The organism is Pseudomonas sp. HR96 (genome assembly GCF_034059295.1).
Lineage (GTDB): Bacteria > Pseudomonadota > Gammaproteobacteria > Pseudomonadales > Pseudomonadaceae > Aquipseudomonas.
The window spans coordinates 530869-557487 of the sequence record NZ_CP139141.1 but is presented as its reverse complement, the minus strand read 5'-3'; the positions used below and the strand labels follow the sequence as shown (position 1 = coordinate 557487).

The 26619-nt window shown below is 64.7% G+C and carries 22 protein-coding genes and 2 pseudogenes; 7 read left to right on the top strand and 17 right to left on the bottom strand.

The genetic code is table 11. The features are described from left to right. Positions 1 to 7: 7 nt before the first annotated feature. The 5 genes from SFA35_RS02615 to SFA35_RS02595 form a co-directional block, all read right to left on the bottom strand. Positions 8 to 3025, bottom strand: coding sequence for a sarcosine oxidase subunit alpha (locus SFA35_RS02615; protein ID WP_320574932.1), 3018 nt, complete (start codon positions 3023 to 3025; stop codon positions 8 to 10). Continuing rightward, entirely contained in the window at positions 3022 to 3324 is a 303-nt protein-coding gene (locus tag SFA35_RS02610) for a sarcosine oxidase subunit delta (RefSeq protein ID WP_320574930.1), read from the bottom strand. The genes SFA35_RS02615 and SFA35_RS02610 overlap by 4 nt, the downstream gene beginning before the upstream one ends. 23 nt (positions 3325 to 3347) lie before the next feature. Beyond that, the gene (locus SFA35_RS02605) at positions 3348 to 4598 is read right to left on the bottom strand and encodes a sarcosine oxidase subunit beta family protein (RefSeq protein ID WP_320574928.1); all 1251 of its coding nucleotides are present in this window, start codon (positions 4596 to 4598) and stop codon (positions 3348 to 3350) included. A gap of 16 nt (positions 4599 to 4614) precedes the next feature. Continuing rightward, positions 4615 to 5868, bottom strand: a complete 1254-nt coding sequence (gene glyA, locus SFA35_RS02600) for a serine hydroxymethyltransferase (protein WP_320574926.1) — start codon at positions 5866 to 5868, stop codon at positions 4615 to 4617. Positions 5869 to 6059: 191 nt separating this feature from the next. Next, on the bottom strand, positions 6060 to 6794 hold the full coding sequence (locus SFA35_RS02595; protein WP_320574923.1) for a TraX family protein: 735 nt from the start codon (positions 6792 to 6794) through the stop codon (positions 6060 to 6062). Positions 6795 to 6864: 70 nt separating this feature from the next. On the opposite strand from SFA35_RS02595, the gene SFA35_RS02590 reads away from it, so the two are divergent. Continuing rightward, entirely contained in the window at positions 6865 to 7905 is a 1041-nt protein-coding gene (locus tag SFA35_RS02590; RefSeq protein WP_320574922.1) for a low specificity L-threonine aldolase, read from the top strand. 94 nt (positions 7906 to 7999) lie between these two features. On the opposite strand, the gene SFA35_RS26615 is transcribed toward SFA35_RS02590, so the two are convergent. The 4 genes and pseudogenes from SFA35_RS26615 to SFA35_RS02575 all read right to left on the bottom strand — a co-directional run bounded on the left by SFA35_RS26615 (position 8000) and on the right by SFA35_RS02575 (position 10628). Next, positions 8000 to 8704: a methyl-accepting chemotaxis protein gene (locus SFA35_RS26615; protein ID WP_414058522.1), complete on the bottom strand. Its 705-nt coding sequence runs from the start codon at positions 8702 to 8704 to the stop codon at positions 8000 to 8002. A gap of 207 nt (positions 8705 to 8911) precedes the next feature. Further along, positions 8912 to 9838: pseudogene (locus SFA35_RS26610) on the bottom strand (cache domain-containing protein); the annotation flags it as partial. Between the two features lie 272 nt (positions 9839 to 10110). Further along, the gene (locus SFA35_RS02580) at positions 10111 to 10407 is read right to left on the bottom strand and encodes a cell division protein ZapA (protein ID WP_320574917.1); all 297 of its coding nucleotides are present in this window, start codon (positions 10405 to 10407) and stop codon (positions 10111 to 10113) included. Next, positions 10404 to 10628 carry a hypothetical protein gene (locus SFA35_RS02575; protein WP_320574914.1) on the bottom strand — a complete coding sequence of 75 codons (225 nt, stop codon included), beginning with the start codon at positions 10626 to 10628 and terminating at the stop codon, positions 10404 to 10406. The genes SFA35_RS02580 and SFA35_RS02575 overlap by 4 nt, the downstream gene beginning before the upstream one ends. A 229-nt stretch (positions 10629 to 10857) precedes the next feature. Here SFA35_RS02575 and SFA35_RS26605 point away from each other — a divergent pair. Both SFA35_RS26605 and SFA35_RS26600 read left to right on the top strand, forming a co-directional pair. Continuing rightward, positions 10858 to 11580 (top strand): annotated as a pseudogene (locus tag SFA35_RS26605) (MCP four helix bundle domain-containing protein); the annotation flags it as partial. 30 nt (positions 11581 to 11610) lie between these two features. Beyond that, on the top strand, positions 11611 to 12483 hold the full coding sequence (locus tag SFA35_RS26600; protein WP_414058521.1) for a methyl-accepting chemotaxis protein: 873 nt from the start codon (positions 11611 to 11613) through the stop codon (positions 12481 to 12483). Positions 12484 to 12547: 64 nt separating this feature from the next. On the opposite strand, the gene gbcB is transcribed toward SFA35_RS26600, so the two are convergent. Further along, on the bottom strand, positions 12548 to 13648 hold the full coding sequence (gene gbcB / locus SFA35_RS02565) for a glycine-betaine demethylase subunit GbcB (RefSeq protein WP_320574894.1): 1101 nt from the start codon (positions 13646 to 13648) through the stop codon (positions 12548 to 12550). 283 nt (positions 13649 to 13931) lie between these two features. On the opposite strand from gbcB, the gene gbcA reads away from it, so the two are divergent. After that, positions 13932 to 15227: a glycine-betaine demethylase subunit GbcA gene (gene gbcA / locus SFA35_RS02560; protein ID WP_320574892.1), complete on the top strand. Its 1296-nt coding sequence runs from the start codon at positions 13932 to 13934 to the stop codon at positions 15225 to 15227. Between the two features lie 496 nt (positions 15228 to 15723). Here the strand turns inward: gbcA and SFA35_RS02555 are convergent, their stop codons facing one another. From SFA35_RS02555 to SFA35_RS02530, 6 genes are all read right to left on the bottom strand, one after another. Continuing rightward, positions 15724 to 16494 carry an electron transfer flavoprotein subunit beta gene (locus tag SFA35_RS02555; RefSeq protein WP_320574890.1) on the bottom strand — a complete coding sequence of 257 codons (771 nt, stop codon included), beginning with the start codon at positions 16492 to 16494 and terminating at the stop codon, positions 15724 to 15726. A gap of 8 nt (positions 16495 to 16502) precedes the next feature. Continuing rightward, the gene (locus SFA35_RS02550) at positions 16503 to 17723 is read right to left on the bottom strand and encodes an electron transfer flavoprotein subunit alpha/FixB family protein (RefSeq protein ID WP_320574888.1); all 1221 of its coding nucleotides are present in this window, start codon (positions 17721 to 17723) and stop codon (positions 16503 to 16505) included. After that, on the bottom strand, positions 17723 to 19669 hold the full coding sequence (gene dgcB, locus SFA35_RS02545; RefSeq protein ID WP_320574886.1) for a dimethylglycine demethylation protein DgcB: 1947 nt from the start codon (positions 19667 to 19669) through the stop codon (positions 17723 to 17725). Before dgcB ends, SFA35_RS02550 begins: the two co-directional genes overlap by 1 nt. A gap of 142 nt (positions 19670 to 19811) precedes the next feature. Beyond that, positions 19812 to 21872: a dimethylglycine demethylation protein DgcA gene (gene dgcA, locus SFA35_RS02540; protein ID WP_320574884.1), complete on the bottom strand. Its 2061-nt coding sequence runs from the start codon at positions 21870 to 21872 to the stop codon at positions 19812 to 19814. A gap of 15 nt (positions 21873 to 21887) precedes the next feature. After that, positions 21888 to 22418: a DUF5943 domain-containing protein gene (locus tag SFA35_RS02535; protein ID WP_320574881.1), complete on the bottom strand. Its 531-nt coding sequence runs from the start codon at positions 22416 to 22418 to the stop codon at positions 21888 to 21890. A gap of 73 nt (positions 22419 to 22491) precedes the next feature. Continuing rightward, entirely contained in the window at positions 22492 to 23469 is a 978-nt protein-coding gene (locus SFA35_RS02530) for a dipeptidase (protein ID WP_320574879.1), read from the bottom strand. A 248-nt stretch (positions 23470 to 23717) separates the two neighbouring features. Here SFA35_RS02530 and SFA35_RS02525 point away from each other — a divergent pair, with 248 nt between their 5' ends. The 3 genes from SFA35_RS02525 (at position 23718) to SFA35_RS02515 (ending at position 25526) form a co-directional block, all read left to right on the top strand. After that, complete coding sequence (locus SFA35_RS02525; protein ID WP_320574877.1) at positions 23718 to 24569, top strand: ETX/MTX2 family pore-forming toxin; 852 nt, start codon at positions 23718 to 23720, stop codon at positions 24567 to 24569. Positions 24570 to 24666: 97 nt separating this feature from the next. Then, entirely contained in the window at positions 24667 to 25092 is a 426-nt protein-coding gene (locus SFA35_RS02520; protein WP_320574875.1) for a lysozyme inhibitor LprI family protein, read from the top strand. A 17-nt stretch (positions 25093 to 25109) separates the two neighbouring features. Then, entirely contained in the window at positions 25110 to 25526 is a 417-nt protein-coding gene (locus SFA35_RS02515; RefSeq protein WP_320578811.1) for a DUF3010 family protein, read from the top strand. Here SFA35_RS02515 and SFA35_RS02510 read toward each other — a convergent pair. Continuing rightward, positions 25516 to 26487: a GlxA family transcriptional regulator gene (locus SFA35_RS02510; RefSeq protein WP_320574868.1), complete on the bottom strand. Its 972-nt coding sequence runs from the start codon at positions 26485 to 26487 to the stop codon at positions 25516 to 25518. The two genes, SFA35_RS02515 and SFA35_RS02510, sit on opposite strands and share 11 nt — an antisense overlap. Between the last annotated feature and the right edge of the window lie 132 nt (positions 26488 to 26619).

Sequence of the window (26619 nt, the reverse complement as noted above, 5' to 3'; positions counted from 1 at the left end):
CCGCCCTTCAAATATTCTGCCGCTCGCCTTTCGGGTCGAAGAACACCGAGGAGACGATCTCGGCCTCGATCACGCTGCCGTCGGCCTGTGGCGAGAACACCCGTTCGCCCATGCGCTTGAGGCCGCCCTTGACCACGCCCATGGCGAACGAATAACCCAGCGAGTTGCTGGCGTAGCTCGAGGTGACGTGGCCGACCATAGTCATCGGGATCGACTGTTTCGGGTCGAACACCAGTTGCGCGCCTTCCGGCAGCCACTGGTTGGGGTTGACCGGCTTGAGGCCCACCAGCTGCTTGCGCTGGTCGCGCACGCAGTCTTCACGGTTCATGCCGCGCCAGCCGATCCACGAGAACGGCTTGTTGCGCCCCACGCACCAGCCCATGTTGAGGTCGTCGGGGGTCATCGAACCGTCGGTGTCCTGGCCGACGATGATGAAACCCTTCTCGGCACGCAGCACGTGCATGGTCTCGGTGCCATACGGGGTCAGGTTGTATTTCTTGCCGGCCTCGGCAATCTGCTCCAGCACGCCCATGGCGTAGTTGGCCTGCACGTTGACCTCGTAGGACAGCTCGCCGGTGAACGAGATGCGGAACACCCGCGCCGGCACGCCGCCGACCAGGCCTTCCTTCCAGCTCATGAACGGGAACGCCTCGCGGTCCAGGTCGATGTCGGTGAGCTCGGCCAGCAGCTGGCGGCTGTTGGGGCCGGACAGGGTCAGCGTGGCCCAGTGGTCGGTGACCGAGGTGAAGTACACCTTGAGCTCCGGCCATTCGGTCTGCTGGTAGATTTCCAGCCACTGCAGCACGCGCGCGGCGCCGCCGGTGGTGGTGGTCATGAGGAAGTGGTTGTCGGCCAGGCAGGCGGTCACGCCGTCGTCGAAGACCATGCCGTCTTCCTTGCACATCAGGCCATAGCGGGCCTTGCCCACGTCCAGCTTGGTCCAGGCGTTGGTGTACACGCGGTTGAGGAACTCGCGCGCATCCGGGCCCTGAATGTCGATCTTGCCGAGGGTGGAGGCATCGAGCAGGCCGACGCTGTCACGCACCGCCTTGCACTCGCGGGCGACCGCCGCGTGCAGGTCTTCGCCGCGCTTGGGGAAGTACCAGGGGCGCTTCCACTGGCCGACGTCCTCGAACTCGGCGCCGTTCCTGATGTGCCAGGCGTGCAGCGCCGTAAAGCGCACCGGCTCGAACAGATGCCCGGCATGGCGGCCGACGATGGCGCCGAAGGTGATCGGCGTGTAGTTGGGACGGAACATGGTGGTGCCCATCTCGGTGATCGAGATGCCCCGGCTGCGCGCCGCGATGGCCAGGCCGTTGATGTTGCCCAGCTTGCCCTGGTCGGTACCGAAGCCCAGGGCGGTGTAGCGCTTGACGTGCTCGACCGACTCGAAGCCTTCGCGCGTGGCCAGTTCGATGGCCGCGGCGGTGACGTCGTTCTGCAGGTCGACGAACTGCTTGGGCGCGCGTGCCGTGGTCTTGTCGTGGGGCACCTGGAACAGCGCGACGGTGGCTTCTTCCTGGCGCACCAGGGCCTTGGGCAGTACGCCTTCGACCGGCTTGAAGCCCGCCTCGGAGGCGGCGCGCACGCCGCCCTCGAAGCCGTCGGCCAGCGCGTCGGCCAGCGCATAGACGCCGTTGATGCCGCCTACGCAGACGCGTTTCTGCGGCGCTTCGCCGGGCACGAAGCCAAGGATGTCTTCACGCCAGATCGGCTTGCCGCCCAGGTGCGACGCCAGGTGGACGATCGGGCTGTAGCCGCCGGAACTGGCCACCAGGTCGCAGTCCAGCCACTCGCCGGGGCTGCTGACCTTGTGCGCCGCCAGGTCGATGGCGGCGACGCGGGCAGCGCTCACGTGCTTGCTGCCCCGGGTCTCGATCACCGCGCTGCCGGTAAGGATGCGGATGCCCTTGGCGCGCGCTTCCTCCACCAGCGCCCCGCGCGGGTTGTGCCGCGCATCGGCGATGGCCACTACCTGCAGGCTGGCGTCGAGCCAGTCCAGCGCCACGCGGTAGGCGTAGTCGTTGTTGGTCGACAGCACCAGCTTCTTGCCCGGTGCCACGCCATAGCGGCGCACATAGGTGGACACGGCGCCGGCGAGCATGTTGCCCGGCACGTCATTGTTGCCGTACACCAGCGGCCGCTCGTGGGTACCGGTGGCCAGCACCACACGCTTGGCGCGGATACGGTGCAGGCGCTGACGCACCTGGCCGATCGGCGCGCGGTCGCCGAGGTGGTCGGTGAGGCGCTCGTGAATGGTCAGGAAATTGTGGTCGTGGTAGCCGTTGACCGTGGCGCGCGGCAACAGCAGCACGTTGGGCAGGCTTTGCAGTTCGGCCACCACGGCGGCGACCCATTCGGTGGCCGGCTTGCCGTCGAGGCTTTCGCGGGTGTCGAGCAGGCTGCCGCCGAACTCTTCCTGTTCATCGGCCACGATCAGCCGCGCACCGCTGCGTGCCGCGGCCAGGGCAGCCGCCAGGCCCGCCGGGCCGGCACCCACCACCAGCACGTCGCAGTGGTGGTTCATGTTGTCGTAGGTGTCGGGGTCGACTTCTGTCGGCGAACGGCCCAGGCCCGCGGCCTTGCGGATGTACTTCTCGTAGGTCATCCAGAAGGACTGCGGGTACATGAAAGTCTTGTAGTAGAAGCCCGGCGGCATCAGCTTGCCGCCAACCTTGCCGAGGATGCCCATCATGTCGGTGTTGACGCTCGGCCAGCCATTGGTGCTGGTGGCGACCAGGCCCTTGTACAGCGCCTGTTGCGTGGCGCGCACGTTGGGTATCTGCGTGGCTTCGGTGGCGCCGATCTGCAGCACCGCGTTGGGCTCTTCGCTGCCGGCGGCGAAGATGCCGCGCGGGCGCGAGTACTTGAAGCTGCGCCCGACGATGTCGACGCCGTTGGCCAGCAGCGCCGAGGCCAGGCTGTCGCCTTGGTAGCCTTTGTAGGTCTGGCCGTTGAAGGTGAAGGTGAGGACCTGGCTGCGGTCGATGCGACCACCGTTGGACAGGCGATTGACCTGGCTCATGCGTTTTCTCCCGCGGGTTTGGCGGTCACTTGCGGCTTGCTGCCAATCGGATAGGTTTCCAGGATTTCGTAGGTGACCGTGTCGCGGGTCATGTTGAAATACTGGCGGCAACCGGCGCCGTGGTGCCACAGCTCGTGGTGGATACCGCGCGGGTTGTCGCGAAAGAACATGTAGTCGCCCCACTGTTCGTCAGTGCAGGCATTGGGGTCCAGCGGGCGCGGGATGTGCGCCTGGCCGGCCGGGTGAAACTCTTCCTCGGAGCGCAATTCGCCGCAATGGGGACAGAAGATATGCAACATGGGAAATTTCTCCTGTGGGTAACTCAGTGGGCGACAGCGGCGGCGCCGTGTTCGTCGATCAGGGCGCCGTTGTGGAAACGGTCGATGGAAAACGGCTTGGCCAGTGGGTGCATCTCGCCCTTGGCCAGGCTGGCGGCGAAGACGTTGCCAGAACCCGGGGTGGCCTTGAAGCCACCGGTGCCCCAGCCGCAGTTGAAGAACATGTTCGCCACCGGCGTCTTGGAAATGATCGGGCAGGCGTCCGGGGTGGTGTCGACGATGCCGCCCCACTGACGGTTCATGCGCACCCGCGAGAGGACCGGGAACATCTCGACGATGGCCTGGATGGTGTGCTCGATCACCGGGTACGAACCGCGCTGGCCGTAGCCGACCCAGCTGTCGATACCGGCACCGATGACCAGGTCGCCCTTGTCGGACTGGCTGATGTAGCCGTGCACGGCGTTGGACATGATCACGCTGTCGATGATGGGTTTGATCGGCTCGGACACCAGTGCCTGCAACGGGTGCGACTCCACCGGCAGGCGAAAGCCGGCCAGCTTGGCCATGTGCCCGGAGTTGCCGGCAGTCACCACGCCGACGCGCTTGGCGCCGATGAAGCCCTTGTTGGTCTCGACACCGATGCACACGCCGTTTTCTTTGCGAAAACCTATCACTTCGGTCTGCTGGATCAGGTCCACGCCCAGTGCGTCGGCAGCGCGGGCGAAGCCCCAGGCCACGGCATCATGGCGGGCCACGCCGCCGCGCCGCTGCACGGTGGCGCCGATGATCGGGTAGCGGGTGTTCTTGCTGCAATCGAGGTAGGGGATTTCGTCGGCGACCTGCTGGCCGTTGAGCAACTCGCCGTCCACGCCGTTGAGGCGGTTGGCGCTGACCCGGCGCTCGGAGTCGCGCATGTCCTGCAGGGTGTGGCACAGGTTGTAGACGCCGCGCTGGGAGAACATGACGTTGTAGTTGAGGTCCTGGGACAGGCCTTCCCACAGCTTCATGGCGTGCTCGTAGAGGTGCGCGGACTCGTCCCACAGGTAGTTGGAACGCACGATGGTGGTGTTGCGCGCGGTATTGCCACCGCCCAGCCAGCCCTTCTCGACCACCGCGACATTGGTGATGCCGTGCTCCTTGGCCAGGTAGTAGGCGGTGGCCAGGCCGTGCCCGCCACCGCCGACGATGACCACGTCGTAGACCTTTTTCGGCGTTGGGGTGCGCCACATGCGCTGCCAGTTTTCATGATGGCTGAGCGAGTGCTTGAAGAGGCCGAAGCCTGAATAGCGTTGCATAGTCGTTACTCCACTCTCAGCGGTAAACCGGAAAATCGGCGCACAGGGCAGCCACATCGGTTGCAACTTTCGCTTCCACGTCGGCATCGCCCAGGTGATCGAGGATGTCGCAGATCCACCCGGCCAGGGTTTCGCACTGCGCCACCTTGAAGCCGCGAGTGGTCACTGCCGGCGTGCCGATGCGCAGGCCCGAGGTCACGAAGGGCGACTGCGGGTCGTTGGGCACGGCGTTCTTGTTGACGGTGATGTGGGCCCGGCCGAGGGCGGCGTCGGCGTCCTTGCCGGTGATGCCCTGGCGGATCATGCTGACCAGGAACAGGTGGTTGTCGGTGCCGCCGGACACGACATCGTAGCCGCGCTTGATGAACACGCCAGCCATGGCCTGGGCGTTGTCGATCACCTGCTGCTGGTAAGTCTTGAAGCCCGGCTCCAGCGCTTCCTTGAAGCACACTGCCTTGGCCGCGATCACGTGCATCAGCGGCCCGCCCTGGCCACCGGGGAACACCGCGGCATTGAGCTTCTTCTCCAGCGCTTCGTTGGCCTTGGCCAGGATCAGGCCACCGCGCGGGCCGCGCAGGGTCTTGTGGGTGGTGGTGGTGACCACGTCGGCATACGGCAGAGGGTTGGGGTACAGGCCGGCGGCGACCAGGCCGGCAACGTGGGCCATGTCGACGAAGAGGTAAGCCCCGACCTTGTCGGCAATCTCGCGAAAGCGCGGAAAATCCAGGGTCTTGGAGTAGGCCGAGAAGCCGGCGATGATCATTTTCGGCTGATGCTCGACGGCCAGGCGCTCGACTTCGTCGTAGTCGATCAGCCCGGTGTCGTTGTCGATGCCGTACTGCACGGCGTTGTACAGCTTGCCGGAGAAGCTCACCTTGGCGCCGTGGGTCAGGTGGCCGCCGTGGGCCAGGCTCATGCCCAGCACGGTGTCGCCGGCCGCCAGCAGCGCCAGGTACACCGCGGCATTGGCCTGGCTGCCCGAGTGCGGCTGGACGTTGGCGTAGTCGGCGCCGAACAGTTGCTTGGCGCGCTCGATGGCCAGCGCCTCGACCTTGTCGACGTGCTCGCAGCCGCCGTAGTAGCGCTTGCCCGGGTAGCCCTCGGCGTACTTGTTGGTCAGGCCGGTGCCCTGGGCCTGCATCACGCGCTGGCTGGTGTAGTTCTCCGAGGCGATCAGCTCGATGTGGTCTTCCTGACGTTGCTCCTCGGCGTTGATGGCGGCCATCAGTGCATCGTCGTAACCCTGGATCTGATCTTGTCTGCTGAACATCGCGGTTCTCCCTGCGGCGGCGCGGCGCCTGCCTGTCTGGTGGGAGCGGCCGTGGGCACGGTGCTCCTTTGAACGCGATGGTAGGGCTGGGGCGCGTTGTTCAGATGCCTATGGGCGCCTTACAAAGGTGCGTTTACGACATGCCCCCATGTCGCGCCTGGAACAGCAGCTGGCAAAACCGCTACGGGCCGCTAGATGACTGCGCGCAGGCCCAGCAACAAGAGGAAATGAATCGGGTAGATGGCGTAGGCCCAACGCCTCACCGGCGGCACATTCAGGCGCCCGCACGTGCGCAAAAGCGACATGCCCAGCCACGGCGCGGCCAGACACGTGACTACGCCCCCCGCCGCCACCAGATTGTGCTGGCGCGCCGCCGGCACTATCACCCACCACTCGTTGCCCGCCAGGCACAGCAGGCCCGGCAGCACCGCCCACCACAAAGGTCGGTGCAGCACCAGCAGGCAGGCGGTCGGCAACAGCACGCCGGGCAGGCCGAACATCAGCTGGTCACGAAAGATCACCCCAAGCAGCAGCGCCACCCCGGCCAGCAAGCCACTGCGCAGCTGCCGGCTGTGGCAGGCGTTGGCGATGAGCAGGCCCAGGGCCAGGGTCGGCATGACGTTGAGCGGATCGTCCGGGCGGACGAACCAGCGGTACGGCACCTCGGCCAGCACGGCGAACAGCAGCATCCAGCCCAGGTAGCCCAGGCGTATCTCGGCCCCGGGCCGGCGCGCGACGTTGGCTGCGATGGCCAGGCAGAACCAGGGAAACGCCAGCCGGCCGGGCACGTATAGAAACTCCAGCGACCAGCCGACATAGCGCAGGTGGTCGAGCACCATGCTGAGGATTGCCAGCCACTTGAGCAGGTCCAGCGCGTGATCGCGGCCCTGCTGGCGGTGTTGGTTGGATGAGGTTACAGCTTGCATACTTGTACCTTTGGCGCGCGCCATCGAATCTTGGTTACAGTGCGCCACCATCGTTCACAGGGAAACGGCCATGACTGATCAGAGCCAACAGTTCGCCAGCGACAACTATTCCGGTATCTGCCCCGAGGCCTGGGCGGCCATGGCCCAGGCCAACCAGGGCCACGAGCGCGCCTACGGCGACGATCAATGGACCGCACGCGCGGCCGATCATTTCCGCCAGCTGTTCGAAACCGACTGCGAGGTGTTCTTCGCCTTCAACGGCACCGCAGCCAACTCGCTGGCGCTGTCGTCGCTGTGCCAGAGTTACCACAGCGTGATCTGCTCGGAAACCGCCCACGTCGAAACCGACGAATGTGGCGCGCCGGAATTCTTCTCCAACGGCTCCAAGCTGCTGACCGCGCGCAGCGAGAACGGCAAGTTGACCCCCGAGACCATCCGCGAAGTCGCGCTCAAGCGCCAGGACATCCACTACCCCAAGCCGCGCGTGGTGACCCTGACCCAGGCCACGGAAGTGGGCAGCGTCTACCGCCCGGACGAGCTCAAGGCCATCAGCGCCACCTGCAAGGAGCTGGGCCTGCACCTGCACATGGACGGCGCGCGCTTCGCCAACGCCTGTGCGTTTCTGGGCTGCACCCCGGCAGAACTGACCTGGAAGGCCGGCGTCGACGTGCTGTGCTTTGGCGGTACCAAGAACGGCATGGCGGTGGGCGAGGCGATTCTGTTCTTCAACACAAAGCTGGCCGAAGACTTCGACTACCGCTGCAAGCAGGCCGGGCAGCTGGCCTCGAAGATGCGCTTTCTCTCGGCGCCCTGGGTCGGCCTGCTCGAAGACGGCGCCTGGCTGCGCCACGCCCACCACGCCAACCACTGCGCGCAGTTGCTCAGCCAGCTGGTGGCGGACATCCCAGGGGTGCAATTGATGTTCCCGGTGCAGGCCAATGGGGTGTTCCTGCAGATGTCGGAACCGGCGCTGGATGCGTTGCGCAACAAGGGCTGGCGGTTCTACACCTTCATCGGCAGCGGCGGCGCACGGTTCATGTGCTCGTGGGACACCGAGGAGGCGCGGGTGCAGGAACTGGCGGCGGATATACGCGCGGTGATGGCCGCTTGAGCTGAACCCGGATCAAACCGGCCTCTCGCGGGATCTGCCCCCTCCCACGTGGAAATGCGCACGTGGGAGGGGGCAAAGCCCCCGAGCTTCTACATTACAGCTTGAACCCGCCCATCTGCCGCGCCAGGTCGTCGGCCAGGCCACTCAGCGTGTGGCAATCCTCGCGGCAGATACGGGTTTCCGCAGAGGTGTCACGCGCCAGGTCGGAGATGCCCTGCACGTTGCGGTTGATCTCTTCGGTCACCGCCGACTGCTCTTCGGTGGCGGTGGCCACCTGGTGGTTCATGTCGCTGATGCGTTCCACCTGCTCGGTAATCGCCTGCAACGATGCGCCGGTGCGCTGGCTGGCCTGCACGCCGGTGCCCGTGGCGGCCTGGCCGGTGTGCATGGACGACACGGCGTTCTGCGCCCCGGACTTGAGGCTGAAGATCATCGCCTGGATTTCGTCGGTGGAGGTCTGCGTGCGGCGCGCCAGGGTGCGCACCTCGTCGGCCACCACGGCGAAGCCGCGGCCCATCTCACCGGCACGGGCCGCTTCGATGGCGGCGTTCAAAGCCAGCAGGTTGGTCTGCTCGGAGATGCCGCGGATCACCGCCAGCACCTGGTCGATGGAACCGACCTGGGTCGCCAGCTCGCCGACGGCGCCGGCCGCATTGCCGATCTCTGTGGACATGCCTTCGATGTGGGCGATGGACTGGGTGACCACCTTGCGCGCATCGGCGGCCTCGTCCTTGGCGGTCTGCGAAGCGACGGCGGCGTTGCCGGCGTTCTGCGCGATCTCCTGCACGGTAAGACCCATCTCGTGCACGGCAGTGGCGACCATGTCGGTCATCTCCTGCTGGCGCACGGCGCGGTCGGCGGTGTTGTCGACCACCTTGGCCACCTGCGCCACCGAGGTGCGCAGGCGTTCGCTGGTGCTCAGCACCTCGGCGATCATGTCACGCTGGCTGCCCAGGAAGTTGTTGAAGCCGCGGGCCAGGTCGCCCAGTTCATCGGCACGATCATCCTTCAAGCGATGGGTCAGGTCGCCGCCGCCGCTGCCGATGGCCACCAACGCGGTGGTCACCTGGCGGATCGGCCGCACCAGCCCACGGGCCAGCAGCACCACCAGGAACAACGCCACCAGCGCCACGGCCAGGCCGATCAGGCTGCTCATCCACATGGCCTTGTCGGCTTCGGCGTAGATCTGCGACTCCGGCACCTCGGCCACCAGGGTCCAGCCCAGGTCACGCAGCGGCAGGCTCAGCGCCAGGTAGTCCTCGCCCTTGCGCTGGAAGTGCGCGGTGGCCAGCTTGCTCTGGTTGAGAATGGCCTGGCTGGCCTGGGTGCCGACCTCGTCGGCCAGCTGCTGCTTGCCGCTCAGGGCCGGGTCCTGGTGGACCTGGATCAGGCCGTCGTTGCGCACCAGGTAGACCTTGCCGTGCTCGCCGAAGCTGTAGTTGTGAATCAGCTGCGACAGCTCGGTCATGCTCAGGCCCATGCCGGCGATGCCCAGAGGCTTGCCGTTCTGCTCCAGGCGCATGTCGATGAACAGGGTCAGGTCACCGGTGGTCAGGTCGTTGTCGATGGCCAGGATGCGCTGCTTGCCGCTGTCCAGGAAGGAATAGAACCAGCCGTCCTTGGGTTCGCCCCGCGACAGGGTGCGCTCCAGGCCCTTCTGGCTGTAGTAGTGATTGGTGCCCGCAGAAATGATGAAGGCACTGAAGGCTTTCTGGTCGCGCTGCACGCCGTCCAGATAAGTAACGAATTGTGGGGTCTGCGCGCTGTTCTCGCCGTCCACCAGCCACTGGTTGACCATGCTGTTGCTGGAGATGCTGCGTGCCGCCGTCAGCGGCTGCACCAGAATCCGCTCGATGTCATTGCGTGTGGCCTCGATACTGGCCGGCAATGCCGTTTCCAGCAGATAGCTCTGCGCCAGGCGGTTGACCACCATGGTGTAGATGCCGACCACGATCAAAATGCTGACCAGCAGGGCGGTGCCCATGCTCAAGATCAATTGCCACTGGATACTGCGCCGCCAGAACTGCATGGTGAACTCCCAAAGTGTTGAGGCTGAAGACCTGCAACAGTCGTGCCGATTGTATACAAAGTATTGGAATATTCGACACAACCTGACTGGCAAAAGTCACAGTCCGGGCGTCATGACATGCCTATCGGCGGCCTCGTCGAAAGGACGAGGGCCGTCGATCAGTTTTTGTGGGGGTTTCAGCTATCGGCGATCGTCTGGGCGATGCGCGCGACCGTGGCGTTGACCTGCTCTTGGTAACGGTCGAGCTGTTGCTGGTGCGTCTGCTGCAGATCAAGCTGCCGAGAGCACAAATTGAGTGCAGCCAGGACCAGCAGTTTGTCGCCAATCAGGCTGGGAAATTGGCGCTTGGTCTCGCTCAGGCTGGCTTTGAGCAGCGCGCTGGCGTCGCGCAGACGTTGCTCCTGGCCGGCCGGCGCCTTGATCGAATAGGGCGTGCCGAGAATCGAGACGATCTCGACCCCTGCCTCACTCATGCGCCGACGGCGCTGGCGCGTTCGACCAGAGCCTGGATGCGAGCGGCGGTGCTGCCGTGCAGTTCTTCCTGTTCCATCAGGCTCAGCTGCAGGGTGTCATTTTCTTCCCGGGCACGGTTCAGCTCGCCGTTGAGTTGCTGGTTGCTCTCTGCCAGCTGCCGATTGCGTTCCAGCAGTTCGCCGACGAGGGCTTCGAGCTTGTTCATGGATTCTTGCAACATTTTGATTTCTCTACTGTTTACAGGGCAAAAAAGGGGCGCACACGATAATGAAAAGCGCGCTTGCAAGCCAGGCTTATCGGGCCCCCATGGACCCTGATATCGCCATTCGGTTCCTGCCCTTGGTCGGTCCGCGCGATTCGCTGCATTCAAGTCTGCGCAAGGTCACCCGATAGCCTGAGTAACCTTTAACCTTTCCCGGGCCTGCGTGCCCTTTTCCGGTATCTCACCCATGTCCCTTCGCAGCATGAAAATCGCGCCCCGGGCGCTGCTGGGCTTTGCTTCCATCGGCGTGCTCATGATCATTCTCGGGGTGTTTTCCCTGGTGCAGATGGGCGACATCCGCGCCAGCGGCGAAGACATCGAGCAGAACAGCGTGCCGAGCATCAAGAGCATCGACCAGCTGGAGGTGCTGGCCGTGCGCATGCGCGTGCTGCAGTACCGCATCATGGCCGACCGCAGCCCGGCCGCGCTGAGCCTGACCAATGACCAGTTCGGCCAGCGCCGCCAGCAGATCAGCAAGGCCCAGGCCGAGTACGAACCCTATATCGACAGCGCCGAAGAACACGCCGGCTACGAGGACTTCAAGCGCCTGCTGGCGCAGTACGACCAGCTGGAGACGCGACTCAAGGCACTGTCGGCGGCCAACGATGTGGAGGGCATGAACCGCCTGGTCAATGGCGAGCTGCTGACCAATTCCGAGCAGCTCAACGAAGCCCTGGCCAAGCTGGTGAAGATCAACAGCGACCAGACCGTGGTGTCCACCACCGAGGCGGCCGGCAACTACAAGCTGGCCTTTGAAATGGTGGTCGCCCTGCTGGTGATCGCCACCGTGCTGACTTGCCTGTGCGCCCTGCTGCTGACCCGTAGCATCACCCTGCCGCTGGGCGTTGCCGTGCGCGCCGCGCAGAGCATCGCCGACAACGACCTGACCCAGCGCATCGAAGTGGACGGCAAGGACGAAGCGACGCAGCTGCTGTCGGCCATGCAGCGCATGCAGGGCAACCTGCGCGACACCCTTCAGCACATCTCCGGCTCCGCCACGCAGCTGGCCTCGGCCGCTGAAGAGCTCAATGCGGTCACCGAGGAAAGCGCCCGCGGCCTGGTGCAGCAGGACAACGAGATCGAACAGGCCGCCACGGCGGTCAACGAGATGACCAGCGCCGTGGAAGAGGTGGCGCGCAACGCCGTAAGCACCTCCGAAGCGTCGCGCGATGCCACAGGGTCAGCCAGCGACGGTCGCGACCTGGTGCAGGAGACCGTGGCCGCCATCGAGCGCATGAGCGTCGACGTGCAGGGCACTGCGCAGCTGATCGGCAACCTGGCCGAGCAGTCGCGCGACATCGGCAAGGTGCTCGACGTGATCCGCGGCCTGGCCGACCAGACCAACCTGCTGGCGCTCAACGCCGCCATCGAGGCGGCCCGTGCCGGTGAGGCAGGCCGAGGTTTCGCCGTGGTTGCAGACGAAGTCCGCGCCCTCGCCCACCGCACCCAGCAGTCCACCAGCGAAATCGAGCGGATGATCGGCAGCATTCAGGGCGGCACGGAAAAGGCCGTCGACTCGATGCGCAACAGCACCGACCGTGCCGAGTCGACGCTGAACATCGCCAAGGGCGCCGGTCTTGCGCTGGACACCATCAACGGCGCCATCGTGCAGATCAACGAGCGCAACCTGGTGATCGCCAGCGCCGCCGAAGAGCAGGCCCAGGTGGCGCGGGAAGTGGACCGCAACCTGGTCAACATCCGCGACCTATCGACCCAGACCGCCGCCGGCGCCCACCAGACCAGCGCCGCCAGCAGCGAGCTGTCGCGCCTGGCCGTGGATCTCAACGGCATGGTGGCCAAGTTCAGGGTGTGAAGGTCAGATCAAGAGTTCGGGGGCGTTGCCCCCTCCCGCGGCGCTGGGAGGGGCGCGCTGCCGATCAATACTCGATCCGCACATCTCCTTTCGGCACGCTGCAGCAGGACAGGATGTAGCCCTCGGCTTCATCGTCCTCGGTGATGCCGCCGTTGTGCTCCATCTCCACTACGCCGGCCACCTTGAGCACCTTGCAGGTGCCGCAGATGCCCATGCCGCAAGCCTTGGGAATCATCAGGCCGAGCTTGGCGGCCGCCGCATGCACGGTTTCCCCCGGGGCCACGCGGATGCTCTTGCCGGCGTTGATGAACTCCACCTGATGCAGCTCGCTGGCGTCCACTTCCGGCGCGTCGGCGGCCTGCTCGGCCTGCTCCACCGCGTCGGCCCGGGCTTCGGGCGGGGTCGCGCCGAACGACTCTTCGTGGTAGTGGCTCATGTCGAAACCGTTGGCTTCGAGCAGGCGCTTGACCGCAGTCATGTACGGCGTCGGGCCACAGCAGAACACTTCACGCTCCATGAAATCCGGGGCGATGATTTCCAGCAGCTTCTGGTTCAGGTAGCCACGGTAGCCGGCCCAGGGCTCGCCCAGGCCGTGCTTCTCGCAAATGATGTGCAGGCTGAAGTTGTCGATCCGCGACGCCATGTGCTCCAGCTCGCGGTGGTAGATGATGTCCTTGGGCGAGCGCGCGCTGTGCACGAAGACCATGTCGACGTTGGCGTTGGTGTCATAGAACCAGCGCGCCATGGACATCACCGGGGTGACGCCGACACCGCCGCTGAGGTACAGCACCTTGGAGCTCGGCGCGTCGATGGCGTTGAACAGCCCGACCGGGCCGTGCACCGCCAGCTCCTGGCCCTCGTGCAAGGTGTCGTGCAGCCAGTTGGAGACCCGCCCGCCCGGCACCCGCTTGATGGTGATGGAGAAACTGTAGGGCACCGACGGCGAGCTGGAAATGGTGTAGGAGCGCATCACCGGCTGGCCGTCGATTTCCAGCTCCAGCGTGACGAACTGCCCGGGCTTGAAGAAGAACAGGATCGGCTGGTCGGCCATGAAACAGAAGGTGCGCACATCCCAGGTTTCCTGGATGACCTTGACGCAGCGCACAATGTGCCGACCGTTGGCCCAGGTCTGGGTGTTCACCGGCATCAGGTAACTTTCGGACATGCTGTTCTCCGCGGCCGACTGTCGGCCCTAATGGCTGCGATTCTGCGCAAGGGCGACCAGTGCCATTTACCTATCTGCGACATTCGCATGCTTGTGGCGACCAGCCCATCGGACAAGGGCTGGCGCGTCGGGAATGGATTGGGGCATGTCGCCCATGGATAAGGTTCTGCGCCGATCCGCACGCACACTCGCACCTATCAGTTCCTGCAATCAAGCGCTTTGCGTCGCAACCGTATCAGCCACTTTTCGTCGGCCACACTGCATGGCCATGAGGACACACACGATGGACAGCACCACCACTCTGAGCCTGGGCGACCCGCTGGAACCCGCACGCAAGGCCACGGCCGAGATGCTGCAGAGCCGCGAGCGCACCTTCTCGCTGCCACAACCCTTCTACAGCGACGAGCGCCTGCACGAGATCGACATGCAGGAGATCTTCCACAAGGAATGGTTGATTGCCGGCATGACCGCCGAGATCCCGGCCAAAGGCAACTTCCTGACCCTGCAGGTGGGCAAGAACCCGATCATCGTGGTGCGCGGCGCCGAAGGCATCGTGCATGCCTTCCACAACGTCTGCCGCCATCGTGGCTCGCGCCTGTGCACCGCCGAGAAGGGCAAGGTGGCCAAGCTGGTCTGCGGCTACCACCAGTGGACCTACGAGCTGGACGGCCGGCTGCTGTTCGCCGGCACCGAGATGGGCGCCGATTTCGACATGAAGCAGTACGGCCTGAAGAAGGTCAACGTCAAGGTTTCCGGGGGCTACATCTTCATCTGCCTGGCGGACAACCCGCCCGCCATCGACAACTTCCTGGCGACCCTGAACCACTACATGGAACCCTACGACATGGAGAACACCAAGGTGGCGGTGCAGACCACCTTGATGGAAAAGGCCAACTGGAAGCTGGTGCTGGAAAACAACCGCGAGTGCTACCACTGCGGCGGTTCACACCCCGAGCTGTTGAAAACCCTGCTGGAGTGGGACGACGTCACCGACCCGCGCGCCGACCAGGCCTTCAAGGACCACGTCGCCGCCTCCGCCGCCGCCTGGGAAGCGGAGAAGATCCCTTACGCCCACGCCAGCTTCGGCCTGCGCAATCGCATCGTACGCATGCCGCTGCTCAAGGGCACCGTGTCGATGACCCTGGACGGCCAGGTCGGCTGCAAGAAGCTGATGGGCCGCATCAAGAACCCGGACCTGGGCTCGATGCGCATCCTGCACCTGCCGCACTCCTGGAACCACTGCATGGGCGACCACGTGATCGTCTTCACCGTATGGCCGATCAGCGCCCAGGAAACCATGGTCACCACCAAGTGGCTGGTGCACAAGGACGCGGTCGAGGGCGTCGACTACGACGTGCAGCGCATGCGCCAGGTGTGGGACGCCACCAACGACCAGGACCGCCGCCTGGCCGAGGAAAACCAGAAAGGCATCAATTCCACCGCCTACCAGCCGGGCCCCTACTCCAAGACCTACGAGTTTGGCGTGGTCAACTTCATCGACTGGTACAGCGAACGCATGCTGAGCAACCTGGGCGCCGAGCCGGCGGCCTACCTCAAGGGCGTTGCGGTTCACGAATAGCGGCCCAGCTGTACAAATAACAACCAAAGGCCGCGCAGCCCAACAGCTGCGCGGCCTTTGTCATTGCGCCAACATCTTATCCACAGGCGGGTGCACAGTTAATGTGGGTAACGCTGCGAATGACTGAAAAAAACCGAATAAATTGAGTGACTTATTAGAATGATGCGGATTCGCCAGCGACTGATCATTTTTTGATCGCAAGACTGAAAGCCACGGATCACGTGGCTTGCAGCACTAGGCGAACACCTTATCCACAGAACCGCCAACAGAGATTGTGCGAAACTTTGACGAGCCTAAGAAGTCTCTGTGGACAACAGCACAACCCACTGAATTGAAAGACTATCGCCGAATGGTCAATTTTTGATCGACATGGCCCAGGGCCCGCTAAATACGGGCCTCAGCGATGCCCTAACATGTTATCCACAGGCGGATGCACAGGGAATGTGGGTAAACATGGCGCTGAGGGACCGAACACCGCAATATGTGTGGGTAAGTGTCAACGCACCACCCCTTCCTCGATCAACAGCTTCAAGATCGCTTGCGCGCCCTCTTCCGCCGACACCCCCTTGAGCACCTGGCCCGAGCCGCCGCTGGCCTTGGCTGTGGCGGCTTTCATGCGGTCGGCGCCGCTTTTTGCCTTGATTACCTTCAGCCGTTTGGGCCGTGGCTTGGCCGGCTGCAAGTCTGCGGCTGTGTATAAGTCGTCGTTGATGACTTCGACCTGCTCGACGTCGAGGACGCCCCGGCGGCCCGGGCCGAAGGCGCTTTGCCGTGGTTTCGCCGCGGCGTTATCCACAGTGGCGAGCATCGGCAGGCGCACCTTGAGACGGCGCCGCTGGCCGCGGGGCAGGGCCTGCAGGACCTGGGCGACGCCGTCGTGGATCGATTCGACCTCGGCCAGGCCGACCACGATCGGCCAACCCAGCCGTTCGGCCAGCAGAAACGGCAGCATGCCCGAGCCTTCACCGGTTTCCGCCTGGCTGCCGGTCAGCACCAATTGGGCACCGGCACTGCGCAGGTAATCGGCAAGGGCCGGCAAGGCGTCGGCGCCTTGCGGCTGTTCCAATACGTGCATCTGCGCAAGGCCCATGCCGAGGTAGGCACGCAGGGCCGGCTCGGCGACATCGCCGGCGTGCAGCACCTGCAGGTTCTGCCCGGCCAGTTGCAAACCCAGCTCTACCGCGCGCGAGTCCTGCTCGGCACGCCGCGTGCGGCCGGAGGTGGGGTGGGCGCCGACGGACACCAGGCTGATCACTTTGCTGTTCATGGGGCTCCTCAGGCAGCGTCACGCTGCGCCTGGTTGCGGTAGGCGGCGATGGCCGCAATCAGCGCGGCGAGAATTGCCCCGCTGTCGCCGATCACCGAGAGGTCGGCGCGCTTGATCATGTCGCAGGTCGGGTCCTGGTTGACGGCCACCACCTTGTCGCAGGCGCCGATGCCCTGCAGGTGCTGAATGGCCCCGGAGATGCCGACTGCTACATACACCCGCGCCGTAACCCAGGTGCCGCTGGCGCCCACCTGGCGGTCGCGGCTCATGAAGCCATCGTCCACCGCCACTCGCGAACCGCCCTCGGTGGCGCCCAAGGCGTGAGCCGCTTCATGGAACAGGGCCCAATCCTTGACCCCGTTACCGCCGGAGAGGATGAACTCGGCTTCGGCCATCGGGATCACCGACGGGTCCACCGGCACCGCGCCGAGGTCTTCGATACGCGTCAGGCTGCGCGCCGCACTTGTGGATAACTCCACTGGCAGGGCTTGATGACGGGTTTCATCCACAGGCTCGGCGCACTCGGCGGCCGCGAGGATCAAGCGTGGCAAGTCCCGGCTGATGTCCTGCTGGCCGGCCCCTGCTCGGCTGATGCACTGGCCATCCTTGACCTGCCAGACCCGCGTCGCCGGCCGCTCGCCGAGTGCCGCGGCAAAGCGCCGGCCCAACTCGCCGCCCCCGGTGCGGCTATCTGGCAGCAGCCAGTGGCGCGGCGTGAATTGGTTATCCACAGCGCGCAGACCTTGCACCCGTTGCTCTGGCGAGTAGCCGTCGAATTCAGCGCCTTGCAACACCAGCAAGCGGTCCACACCGGCTGTATCGAACGCGGTCTCCTTGTGCTCGCCGAACACCACGGCCAGCACCGCACCGTCGTTACCGGCCAGGCGATGGGCCAGGCCCAGCAGGTCGCGGTCGTGACTGCTCAGGCGGCCGCCGACCATGTCAGGGACCACGGCGATGAAGAATGCGGGCTGCGCAACCACGTGCAGCCGCAACTGCGCTTCAACGGCCGTGCCACGCTTGGCAGTACCGCCCTGCTGAGCGCCGCTGCGGTCGATGCGCTTGATGCCGTTGGGCCCGATGAAACCGACCGCGTGGGGGTTCTTGCGCAGCAGACCCTGCGGGCCCATCCAGCTGTTCTGCAGCGGCTGCATGGCGGCGTGCAGCGGATGCAGGCGGTTGCGGGCGATCCACTCGGCGCGCGGGTCCCGGCGAATAATGTCGCTCATCAATGCACCTCCGCAGGTTCGCGTTTGACCGGCGCCGGCTTGCTCGCCGGCGCGTCTTCGACCAGCGCGTTGGCCACCAGCTCGGCGATGTCGAGCACCTGCGGCCGCGGCTCGACCACACCTTCGAGCATCGCAGTGCACTGCGGGCAACCCACGGCGACCACTTCGGCCTGGGTCTCGCGGATGTCGTCCATGCGCATGTCGGGTATCCGCTGCTTGCCGGGAATGTCGGTGATCGGCGCGCCGCCGCCGCCGCCGCAGCAACGGGAGCGGAAGCCCGAGCGCTGCATTTCCTTGACCTCGATGCCAAGCGCCTTGAGCACTTCGCGCGGCGCCTGGTACTCACCGTTGTAGCGGCCCAGGTAGCACGGGTCGTGGTAGGTCACGCTGCCGCCCTTGTGCGCCGCGAGGGTAAGCTGGCCGGCGCCGACCAGTTCGGCCATGAAGGTGCTGTGGTGCAACACTTCGTAGTTGCCGCCAAGAGCGCCGTATTCGTTTTTCAGCACATGGAAACTGTGTGGGTCGCAGGTGACGATGCGCTTGAAGCGGTACTTGTCCAACGTCTGGATGTTGCGCCGGGCGAGCACTTGGAAGGTCGCCTCGTCGCCCAGGCGTCGGGCGACGTCGCCGCTGTCGCGCTCCTCCAGGCCGAGCACGGCGAAGTCGACCTTGGCCGCTTTCAGCACTTTGACGAAGCTGCGCAAGGTGCGCTGGTTGCGCATGTCGAAGGCGCCGTCGCCAACCCAGAACAGCACGTCAGCGGACTTGACCTCGGACAGCAACGACAGGTTGAGATCGGCGGCCCAGTTCATCCGCCCGCCTGGGTTGAAGCCACCGGGGTTGTCGGTGGCGATCAGGTTGTCCAGCACTTCGGCGCCCTTGTTTGGCGTGGCGCCCTTCTCCAGGGTCAGGTGACGGCGCATGTCGACGATGGCGTCGACGTGCTCGATCATCATCGGGCACTCTTCCACGCAGGCGCGGCAGGTGGTGCACGACCACAGGGTATCGGCATCGACCAGGCCGTTGACGATCGGCTGGTGCGGGTTGCCGCCGTGCTCGCCAATGGCCTTGCCCGGGTAGGGGCTGCCGGCGAACCTGGCATCGGTGCCCCCGGCCAGGCCGACGACCATGTCCTGGATCAGCTTTTTCGGGTTCAGTGGCTGGCCGGCGGCGAACGCTGGGCAGGCGGCCTCGCACTTGCCGCACTGCACGCAGGCGTCGAAGCCGAGCAGTTGGTTCCAGGTGAAGTCCTTGGGTTTTTCGACGCCCAAAGGGGCGTGCGGATCGTCCAGGTTCAACGGCTTGAGGCCAGTCGAACGGCCGCCGCCAAAGCGCTCGGCGCGCCGGTGCCAGGCCAGGTGCAGGGCGCCGGCGAAGGCGTGCTTCATCGGCCCGCCCCAGGTCATGCCGAAGAACAGCTCGGACACGCCCCAGAGCACGCCGACCGAGAGGATCGCCGCCAGTACCCAGCCGCCGAAGTTTTCCGGAAGAATGCCGGCCACCGGCAAGGTGGCAACGAAGAAGCTTGCCGAGAACATCAGCAGGCTTTTCGGCAGGCGCATCCACGGTCCCTTGGACAGGCGGCTGGGTGGGTTCAGGCGGCGGGCGTAGACGAACAGCGCGCCGACGAACATCAGCGCGGTCGCCAGCAGCAAGGCGTAGCCGAGGATGCGGTTGTGCAGGCCGAAACCATGCACCAGCACGGCCAGCACGATGGACGCCACCGCACCACCGGCCGTGGCCACGTGGGTGTTGGCAATGTATTTGTCCCGTGCAACCACATGGTGCAGGTCGACCATGTAGCGCCTGGGCATGGCCAGCAGGCCGCCCAGCAGGTCGACTTTCGCCGCCCGGCCCTGGCGCCACATGGCCACCCGCCGCAGCGCGCCCAGCACGGCAAGGCCGAGGGCGGCGAACAGCAGGATGGGGAGAAGGGTGTTAAGCATGGAGGGGACTCCCACCGGTACTTCAGGGAAAAAACACCGCTTGGCGTAGGAGCCGACCTTGGTCGCGATGAACCCACCGCGGTGTTTCAGTCATGGCCTCATCGCGGGCAAGCCCGGCTCCTACGCTACGGTGGGCAGTTCGTCAGAAATCCTTGCACAGACGCAACGCGTCGTAGATCGCCGCATGGGTGTTTCGCTGGGCCACGCAGTCGCCGATACGGAACAGCAGGTAACCGTCGCCGGTGCTGCTCAGCGAGGGCTGCGGCTGGATCGCGAACAGCGCATCGATGTCGATCTGGCCCTTGTTGCGCGAACCTTCCTTGAGGCCGTAGTACAGCATCTCGTCCGGGCGCACGCCGTTCTCCACCACCACCTGGTCGACCACCCGCTCCTCTTTGGCGCCGGTGTATTCGTTCTCCAGCACCGCCACCAGCTTGTCGCCCTCGCGATAGACCTTTTCCAGCATCAGGTCGCCGGTCATGATCACTTCCTTGGGGTACATGCTGCGGTAGTAGGTCGGGAACGACGTGCCGCCGATGGCCACGCCCGGCTTGATGTCGTCGGTGACGATCTCGACCTGGCTGCCCTTGTCGGCGAGGAAATCGGCCACCGACATGCCGGTGAATTCGCAGATGGTGTCGTACACCAGCACGTTCTTGCCCGGCGCAACCTTGCCGTCGAGCACATCCCAGCTGCTGACCACCAGGCCTTCGGCCGCGCCCCAATGTTCGTTCTGCTCAAGGAACGGATGCCCGCCCACCGCCAGCACGATCACGTCCGGACGCAGGTCCATGATGGTCGGGATGTCGGCAGCGGTGCCCAGGCGCAGGTCGACCTTCAGGCGCGCCAGTTCCAGCTGGAACCAGCGGGTAATGCCGGCAATCTGGTCGCGTTGTGGCGCTTTCGAGGCGGTGGTGATCTGCCCGCCGATGAACTCCTTCTTCTCGAACAGGGTCACGTCGTGGCCACGCTCGGCCGAGACCCGCGCCGCTTCCATGCCCGCCGGGCCGGCACCGACGATCACCACCTTGCGCTTGACCCCGGTGGTCTTCTCGATGATGTGCGGTACGCCCATGTATTCGCGCGAGGTGGCGGCGTTCTGGATGCACAGCACGTCGAGGCCCTGGTACTGGCGGTCGATGCAGTAGTTGGCGCCGACGCACTGCTTGATCTGGTCGACCTGACCCATCTTGATCTTGGCGATCAGGTGCGGGTCGGCGATGTGCGCGCGGGTCATGCCGACCATGTCGACATAGCCGCCTTCGAGGATGCGCGTGGCCTGGTTCGGGTCCTTGATGTTCTGCGCGTGCAGCACCGGTACGTTGACCACTTCCTTGATGCCGGCCGCCAGGTGCAGGAACGGCTCCGGCGGGTAGCTCATGTTGGGGATGACGTTGGCCAGGGTGTTGTGGGTGTCGCAACCGGAGCCGACCACGCCGAGGAAATCGATCATGCCGGTGTCGGCGTAGTACTTGGCGATCTCCTTCATGTCCTCGTGGCTGAGGCCGTCGGGGTGGAATTCGTCGCCGCAGATGCGCAGGCCGACGCAGAAATCCGGGCCGACTTCGGCGCGCACGGCCTTGATCACTTCCAGGCCGAACCGCATGCGGTTCTCGAAACTGCCGCCCCATTCATCGGTGCGCTTGTTGACCCGCGGGCTCCAGAACTGGTCGATCATGTGCTGGTGCACCGCCGACAGCTCGACGCCGTCCAGGCCGCCGGCCTTGGCCCGCGCCGCAGCGCTGGCGTAGTTGCCGATCACCCGGCGGATCTCTTCCGGCTCGATGGTCTTGCAGGTGGCGCGGTGCACCGGCTCGCGGATGCCGGAAGGCGACATCAGGGTTGGCCAGTGTTCGCCGTCCCACCGCGAGCGGCGGCCCATGTGGGTAATCTGGATCATGATCTTGGCGCCATGCTTGTGCATGGCGTCGGCGAGGTTCTGGAAGTGCGGGATGATCTTGTCGGTGGCCAGGTTGACCGACTTCCACCAGCCCTGCGGGCTGTCGATGGCGACGCTGGAGGAGCCGCCGCAAATCGCCAGGCCGATGCCACCCTTGGCTTTCTCTTCGTAATACTTGACGTAACGATCGGTGGTCATGCCGCCATCGGTGGCGTAGACCTCGGCGTGAGCGGTGCTCAGCACGCGGTTGCGGATCGTCAGTTTGCCGATCTGGATCGGCTGGAACATCGCTTCGAAAGCCATGGGGCAGTCCTCGACTTACAACGGCTTGACGGTGAACAGGCCATCTTCGTGGCCTTCTTCGGAACCGCCATACACTTGTTCGGCTACGGTGCGCACGCTGCTGCCGCGGGCGGCGAGGATCTGGTCCATGGCGCCGGCGAACCAGCCGGTGAACATGTAGTCGACCTTGCGCCCGACCTTGCCGTACACGTAGACGAACGCCGAGTGCTCGAGCTTGACGCTGGCGGTGCCCTTGTCGAGGTCGATGTCCTGGATCTTGAACAGGCCCCAGCCGCGTTGCGACAGGCGCTTCATGTAGTGCTCGAACACCGCCACGCCTTCCAGCCCGTGGCATTCGGCTTCCTTTTCGCACCAGTGCCAGGCGGACTTGTAGCCGGCCTTGTAGAGAATCTCGGCGTAGGCGTCGGCGCCCAGGACTTCCTCGATGCCCATGTGGTTGTTGACGAAGAAATGCCGCGGCACGTAGAGCATCGGCAGGGCGTCGGAGGTCCACACGCCGGTTTCGCTGTCGACTTCGATAGGCAATTGCGGGGCGATCTTGGCCATGGAACGTTAACTCCAGAAAAATACGGTAGTGCCCGCTGCGCGAAGGGCAGCGGGAAAGAATCAGAAGTCGGGCTTATTCGCCCCAGACATCGGCGAGCACGTTCACCCAGTTCTCGCCCATGATCTTGCGCACCACGCGCTCATTGTGGCCGCGCTTGAGCAGGGTCTCGGTGAGGTTGGGGAATTCGCCGACGGTGCGGATGCCCAGCGGGTTGATGATCTTGCCGAAGCTGGTCAGGCGGCGGGCGTAGCCCTTGTCGTGGGTGAGGTATTCGAAGAAGTCCTGGCCGTGGCCCTGGGTGAAGTCGGTGCCGATGCCAATGGCGTCTTCGCCGACGATGTTCATCACGTATTCGATGGCTTCGGCGTAGTCGTCGATGGTCGACTCGATGCCCTTGGCGAGGAACGGTGCGAACATGGTCACGCCAACGAAACCGCCGTGATCGGCAATGAACTTCAGTTCTTCATCGGATTTGTTGCGCGGGTGCTCCTTGAGCCCCGACGGCAGGCAGTGCGAGTAGCACACCGGCTTCTTCGATTCGAGGATGACTTCCTCGGAAGTCTTGGAGCCAACGTGGGACAGGTCGCACATCACCCCGACGCGGTTCATCTCGGCGACGATTTCGCGGCCGAAGCCCGACAGGCCACCGTCGCGCTCGTAGCAGCCGGTGCCGACCAGGTTCTGGGTGTTGTAGCACATCTGCACGATGCCCACGCCCAGCTGCTTGAAGATCTCCACGTAGCCGATCTGGTCTTCGTAGGCATGGGCGTTCTGGAAGCCGAAGAGGATGCCGGTCTTGCCCAGTTCCTTGGCCTTGCGGATGTCGGCTGTAGTGCGCACCGGCATCACCAGGTCGCTGTTCTCGCGCATCAGCTTCTGGCTCTTGCAGATGCTGTCGATGGTGGCCTGGAAGCCTTCCCACACCGATACGGTGCAGTTGGCCATGGTCAGGCCGCCCTTGCGCATGTCTTCGAACAGCTCACGGTTCCACTTGGCGATGATCAGGCCATCGATAACGATGCTGTCGGCGTGCAATTCGGCTGGGCTCATCAGGCTGTCCCCTTTAGGCAAGGCATGCGCCGAATCGTCTGCCGGCGCTTTGGGGCCAGCATAAGCCTGCGAGCCACCGCAGCCGGATTCAAAAACGACAGGGGAATCACCGAAAGCGTCAATGCGCAGCCGGGCATGCCTGGCTGCGACGTGCGGAGCAGCGTGGCTGCGCAGGCAAGGCTTCCGGCTGGCCTGCGGCGCGGCGCTGGGTAGGCTGACAACCTCACATCCAGACAGAGGAAACGCCCATGTCATTCGAAATCAACATCAAGGTTGGCAACGACGCCCAGTCCTCCACCATCACCGCCAGCGGCAAAGTTCGCGATCTGATCTCTGCCGAGGAACGGGAAACCTTCGGCGTTGACCACTTCGCGCTCACCCGAGCGATCGAAAACATGCGCGGCGAAGCGCCCGATGAGGTGCACCTGCGCGATCACCGTCTTTTCGATCAGTACGGCTGGACCAAGACTCATCGGGTCATGGAAGTACTCAGTGCAGAGATAATTTCCATTGACCTGGAGCCGGTGGCGCTGGCCACCCATCATTACGAGAACCTGCGCGACAACCTGCCGTCCTCGCACACGGCGACCCTGAGCTATGCGGCGCTGGTCTCGGCCGCCACCAACTGGACCGCCGGCAGCAAACTGACTCTGGAGCAGAAATTCACCTACAAGATCGGCCTGCCCAGCAACAACGTCACCGGCGAAACCCGCATCGGCCTGGAGACTTCCTATGGCCAGGGCGCCTCGAAGACGCTGACCTCGACCATCACCACCGCCGATGCCGTGACGCTGGTGGTCGAGCCGGGCACGCGCGCCACGGCGACCCTTTCGGCGAGCAAAGGCACGCTCAAGGCCAAGGTGATCTACCGTGCGTATCTCGAGGGTGATGTGTATTACGACTATCACACGCCTTTCGAGGGTCACCACCATTGGGCCGAGCCAATCGAAGACATCATGGCCGCAGGCGCTATCTTCAACGAAGTGCTGTGCTCGGAGATCATCGAGGTAGGCTTCTATGCCGACACCAGGGTGATCGTCAGTGACGATCAGGGCAGCCCCGAGCGGGAAATGGCACCGGCATTCCTGACCGTGGATTGAAGGTCGCTGCACCGCAAGGCCCGCGGGGCTGTTAATCCACTCGAACCTGAGCCAAAATCTGTGACACTTGTTGAAACTTCTTTCTGGGATGGCGCAAATGAGAGCATGGGTTTTGGTACTGGCGCTGGCCGCCTTTGGCGCACAGGCTGCCGACGACGATGAACCGCAGACCCCGGGCAACGATGGCCCGACGCCCTGCGACAACGTCGAAACCGCGCAGCAGAGCTTCGATTGCTCGGCCTATAACCGCAAGACCGCCGAAACCGAGCTGGGCGAGTCGGTCAAGGACCTGACCGACCGCATCAACTCGCAGTTCGCCGACCACCCGACCCAGCTCAACGACCTGCTGGGCAAGGTCAAGGCCGCCCAGCGCCTGTGGGAACAGCTGCGTGACGCCGATTGCGCGGTGGACACCTTCAACACCGACAAGAACAGCCAGGCCTACCAGATCGCCCTCAACGACTGCATCGCGCAGAAGAGCGACGAGCGTTCCGAGACCCTGCAATCGGTCGGCATGGAGTGACCGCGGCCAATCAGGGCGTGAACATCTGCGGCGTCGAGATCAAGGGCAGCGAAGCCATCTTCGCCTGCGCCGAACGCGACGGCGCCGCCATCCGTCATGTACCGCTGGCGACCCGCAAGATCGGCCTCGACGACGATGAACAGGCCAGCCAGGTCAAGGCCTTCGCCGAGCAGGTGCAGGCCTTCGTCAAGGCCCAGGGCATCGGCCATTTGGTGGTCAAGAAGCGCAGCAAGAAGGGCGAGTTCGCCGGTGGCCCGGTGACCTTCAAGATCGAGGGCGTGCTGCAATTGCTCGATGATTGCCAGGTCACCCTGGTCTCGCCGCAGACCATCAGCGCCAGCTCACGCAAGCACGATGCGCCGATTCCCGACTCGCTGAACAAGTATCAGTGGGAAGCCTGGAAAGCGGCCTGCGCGGTGCTGCTCAAGGGTTGACGCTCAGCGCCCGCTCGCTGTTGCGCTCGCCGAGGCGGTCCTCCCGCGGGCAGCAGACAAAGCGCGCGCGGTAGCTGCGGGTGAAATACGACGGCGACTCGAAACCGCAGGCGATACTCACCTCCAGCACGCTCATGTCGGTCTGGCGCAGCAGCTGGCGGGCCTTGTCCAGGCGCAGGCGCAGGTAGAAGTTGCTCGGTGTGTCGTTCAGGTGCAGGCGGAACAGCCGCTCCAGCTGGCGGCGGGTGATGCCCACCGCCTCGGCCAGCGCCAGGGTGCCCAGCGGCGGCTCGCTGTGGCGCTCCATCTCGCCGATCACATGCACCAGCTTCTTGTTGCGGATGCCATAGCGCGAGGCGATCTGCATGCGCTGGTGATCCTTGCGCGGGCGAATGCGGCCCAGCACGAATTGCTCCGACACCTCGATGGCTAACTCGCTGCCGTGGGCCTGAGCCACCAGGTCGAGCATCAGGTCGATGGACGCGGTGCCGCCGGCGGAGGTGATGCGCTGGCGGTCGATCTCGAACAGCTCCTGGGTCGCCTGCAATTGCGGGTAGGACTCCTTGAACGCCTCCAGCGCCTCCCAGTGCAAGGTTACCCGGTGGCCAGCGAGCAGGCCCGCTTCGGCCAGCACGAAGGCGCCGGTGTCGATGCCGCCCAGGGTCACGCCCTCGTGGTCGAGGCGGCGCAGCCAGTGCTGCAGCGCCGCAGTGAACGCGCGCAACGGTTCGAAACCGGCCACGATCAGCAGCGTCGCGCCCCGGCGCAAGGGCTCCAGCGCCGCATCGGCGTTCACCGACATGCCGCTGCTGGCCAGCACCGGCCCGCCGTCCAGGCTCAGCACATGCCAGCGGTACAGGCCCGGGCGAAAGCGATTGGCCACGCGCAAGGGCTCTATGGCGGAGATGAAACCGATCGCCGAGAAGCCGGGCAACAGCAAAAAGTAGAAGTCCTGGGACATGACCGTGCTCGCTGGATGCCCGCGAAACGCAGGCAACCCGACGTTAATAACGCGCAGGTCGCCACCGTGCAAGTGGCCGTCGCCGCAGGGCCGATGATGTCGCTTCTGGATCATTAATTTGTGCGGACGTTG

What these genes read in the sequence shown, in the direction of transcription:
- SFA35_RS02615 (WP_320574932.1), bottom strand. Translation starts at nt 3,025, where the DNA reads ATGAGCCAGGTCAATCGCCTGTCCAACGGTGGTCGCATCGACCGCAGC.
- SFA35_RS02610 (WP_320574930.1), bottom strand. Translation starts at nt 3,324, where the DNA reads ATGTTGCATATCTTCTGTCCCCATTGCGGCGAATTGCGCTCCGAGGAA.
- SFA35_RS02605 (WP_320574928.1), bottom strand. Translation starts at nt 4,598, where the DNA reads ATGCAACGCTATTCAGGCTTCGGCCTCTTCAAGCACTCGCTCAGCCAT.
- glyA (WP_320574926.1), bottom strand. Translation starts at nt 5,868, where the DNA reads ATGTTCAGCAGACAAGATCAGATCCAGGGTTACGACGATGCACTGATG.
- SFA35_RS02595 (WP_320574923.1), bottom strand. Translation starts at nt 6,794, where the DNA reads ATGCAAGCTGTAACCTCATCCAACCAACACCGCCAGCAGGGCCGCGAT.
- SFA35_RS02590 (WP_320574922.1), top strand. Translation starts at nt 6,865, where the DNA reads ATGACTGATCAGAGCCAACAGTTCGCCAGCGACAACTATTCCGGTATC.
- SFA35_RS26615 (WP_414058522.1), bottom strand. Translation starts at nt 8,704, where the DNA reads ATGGGTCTTACCGTGCAGGAGATCGCGCAGAACGCCGGCAACGCCGCC.
- SFA35_RS02580 (WP_320574917.1), bottom strand. Translation starts at nt 10,407, where the DNA reads ATGAGTGAGGCAGGGGTCGAGATCGTCTCGATTCTCGGCACGCCCTAT.
- SFA35_RS02575 (WP_320574914.1), bottom strand. Translation starts at nt 10,628, where the DNA reads ATGTTGCAAGAATCCATGAACAAGCTCGAAGCCCTCGTCGGCGAACTG.
- SFA35_RS26600 (WP_414058521.1), top strand. Translation starts at nt 11,611, where the DNA reads ATGCAGCGCATGCAGGGCAACCTGCGCGACACCCTTCAGCACATCTCC.
- gbcB (WP_320574894.1), bottom strand. Translation starts at nt 13,648, where the DNA reads ATGTCCGAAAGTTACCTGATGCCGGTGAACACCCAGACCTGGGCCAAC.
- gbcA (WP_320574892.1), top strand. Translation starts at nt 13,932, where the DNA reads ATGGACAGCACCACCACTCTGAGCCTGGGCGACCCGCTGGAACCCGCA.
- SFA35_RS02555 (WP_320574890.1), bottom strand. Translation starts at nt 16,494, where the DNA reads ATGAACAGCAAAGTGATCAGCCTGGTGTCCGTCGGCGCCCACCCCACC.
- SFA35_RS02550 (WP_320574888.1), bottom strand. Translation starts at nt 17,723, where the DNA reads ATGAGCGACATTATTCGCCGGGACCCGCGCGCCGAGTGGATCGCCCGC.
- dgcB (WP_320574886.1), bottom strand. Translation starts at nt 19,669, where the DNA reads ATGCTTAACACCCTTCTCCCCATCCTGCTGTTCGCCGCCCTCGGCCTT.
- dgcA (WP_320574884.1), bottom strand. Translation starts at nt 21,872, where the DNA reads ATGGCTTTCGAAGCGATGTTCCAGCCGATCCAGATCGGCAAACTGACG.
- SFA35_RS02535 (WP_320574881.1), bottom strand. Translation starts at nt 22,418, where the DNA reads ATGGCCAAGATCGCCCCGCAATTGCCTATCGAAGTCGACAGCGAAACC.
- SFA35_RS02530 (WP_320574879.1), bottom strand. Translation starts at nt 23,469, where the DNA reads ATGAGCCCAGCCGAATTGCACGCCGACAGCATCGTTATCGATGGCCTG.
- SFA35_RS02525 (WP_320574877.1), top strand. Translation starts at nt 23,718, where the DNA reads ATGTCATTCGAAATCAACATCAAGGTTGGCAACGACGCCCAGTCCTCC.
- SFA35_RS02520 (WP_320574875.1), top strand. Translation starts at nt 24,667, where the DNA reads ATGAGAGCATGGGTTTTGGTACTGGCGCTGGCCGCCTTTGGCGCACAG.
- SFA35_RS02510 (WP_320574868.1), bottom strand. Translation starts at nt 26,487, where the DNA reads ATGTCCCAGGACTTCTACTTTTTGCTGTTGCCCGGCTTCTCGGCGATC.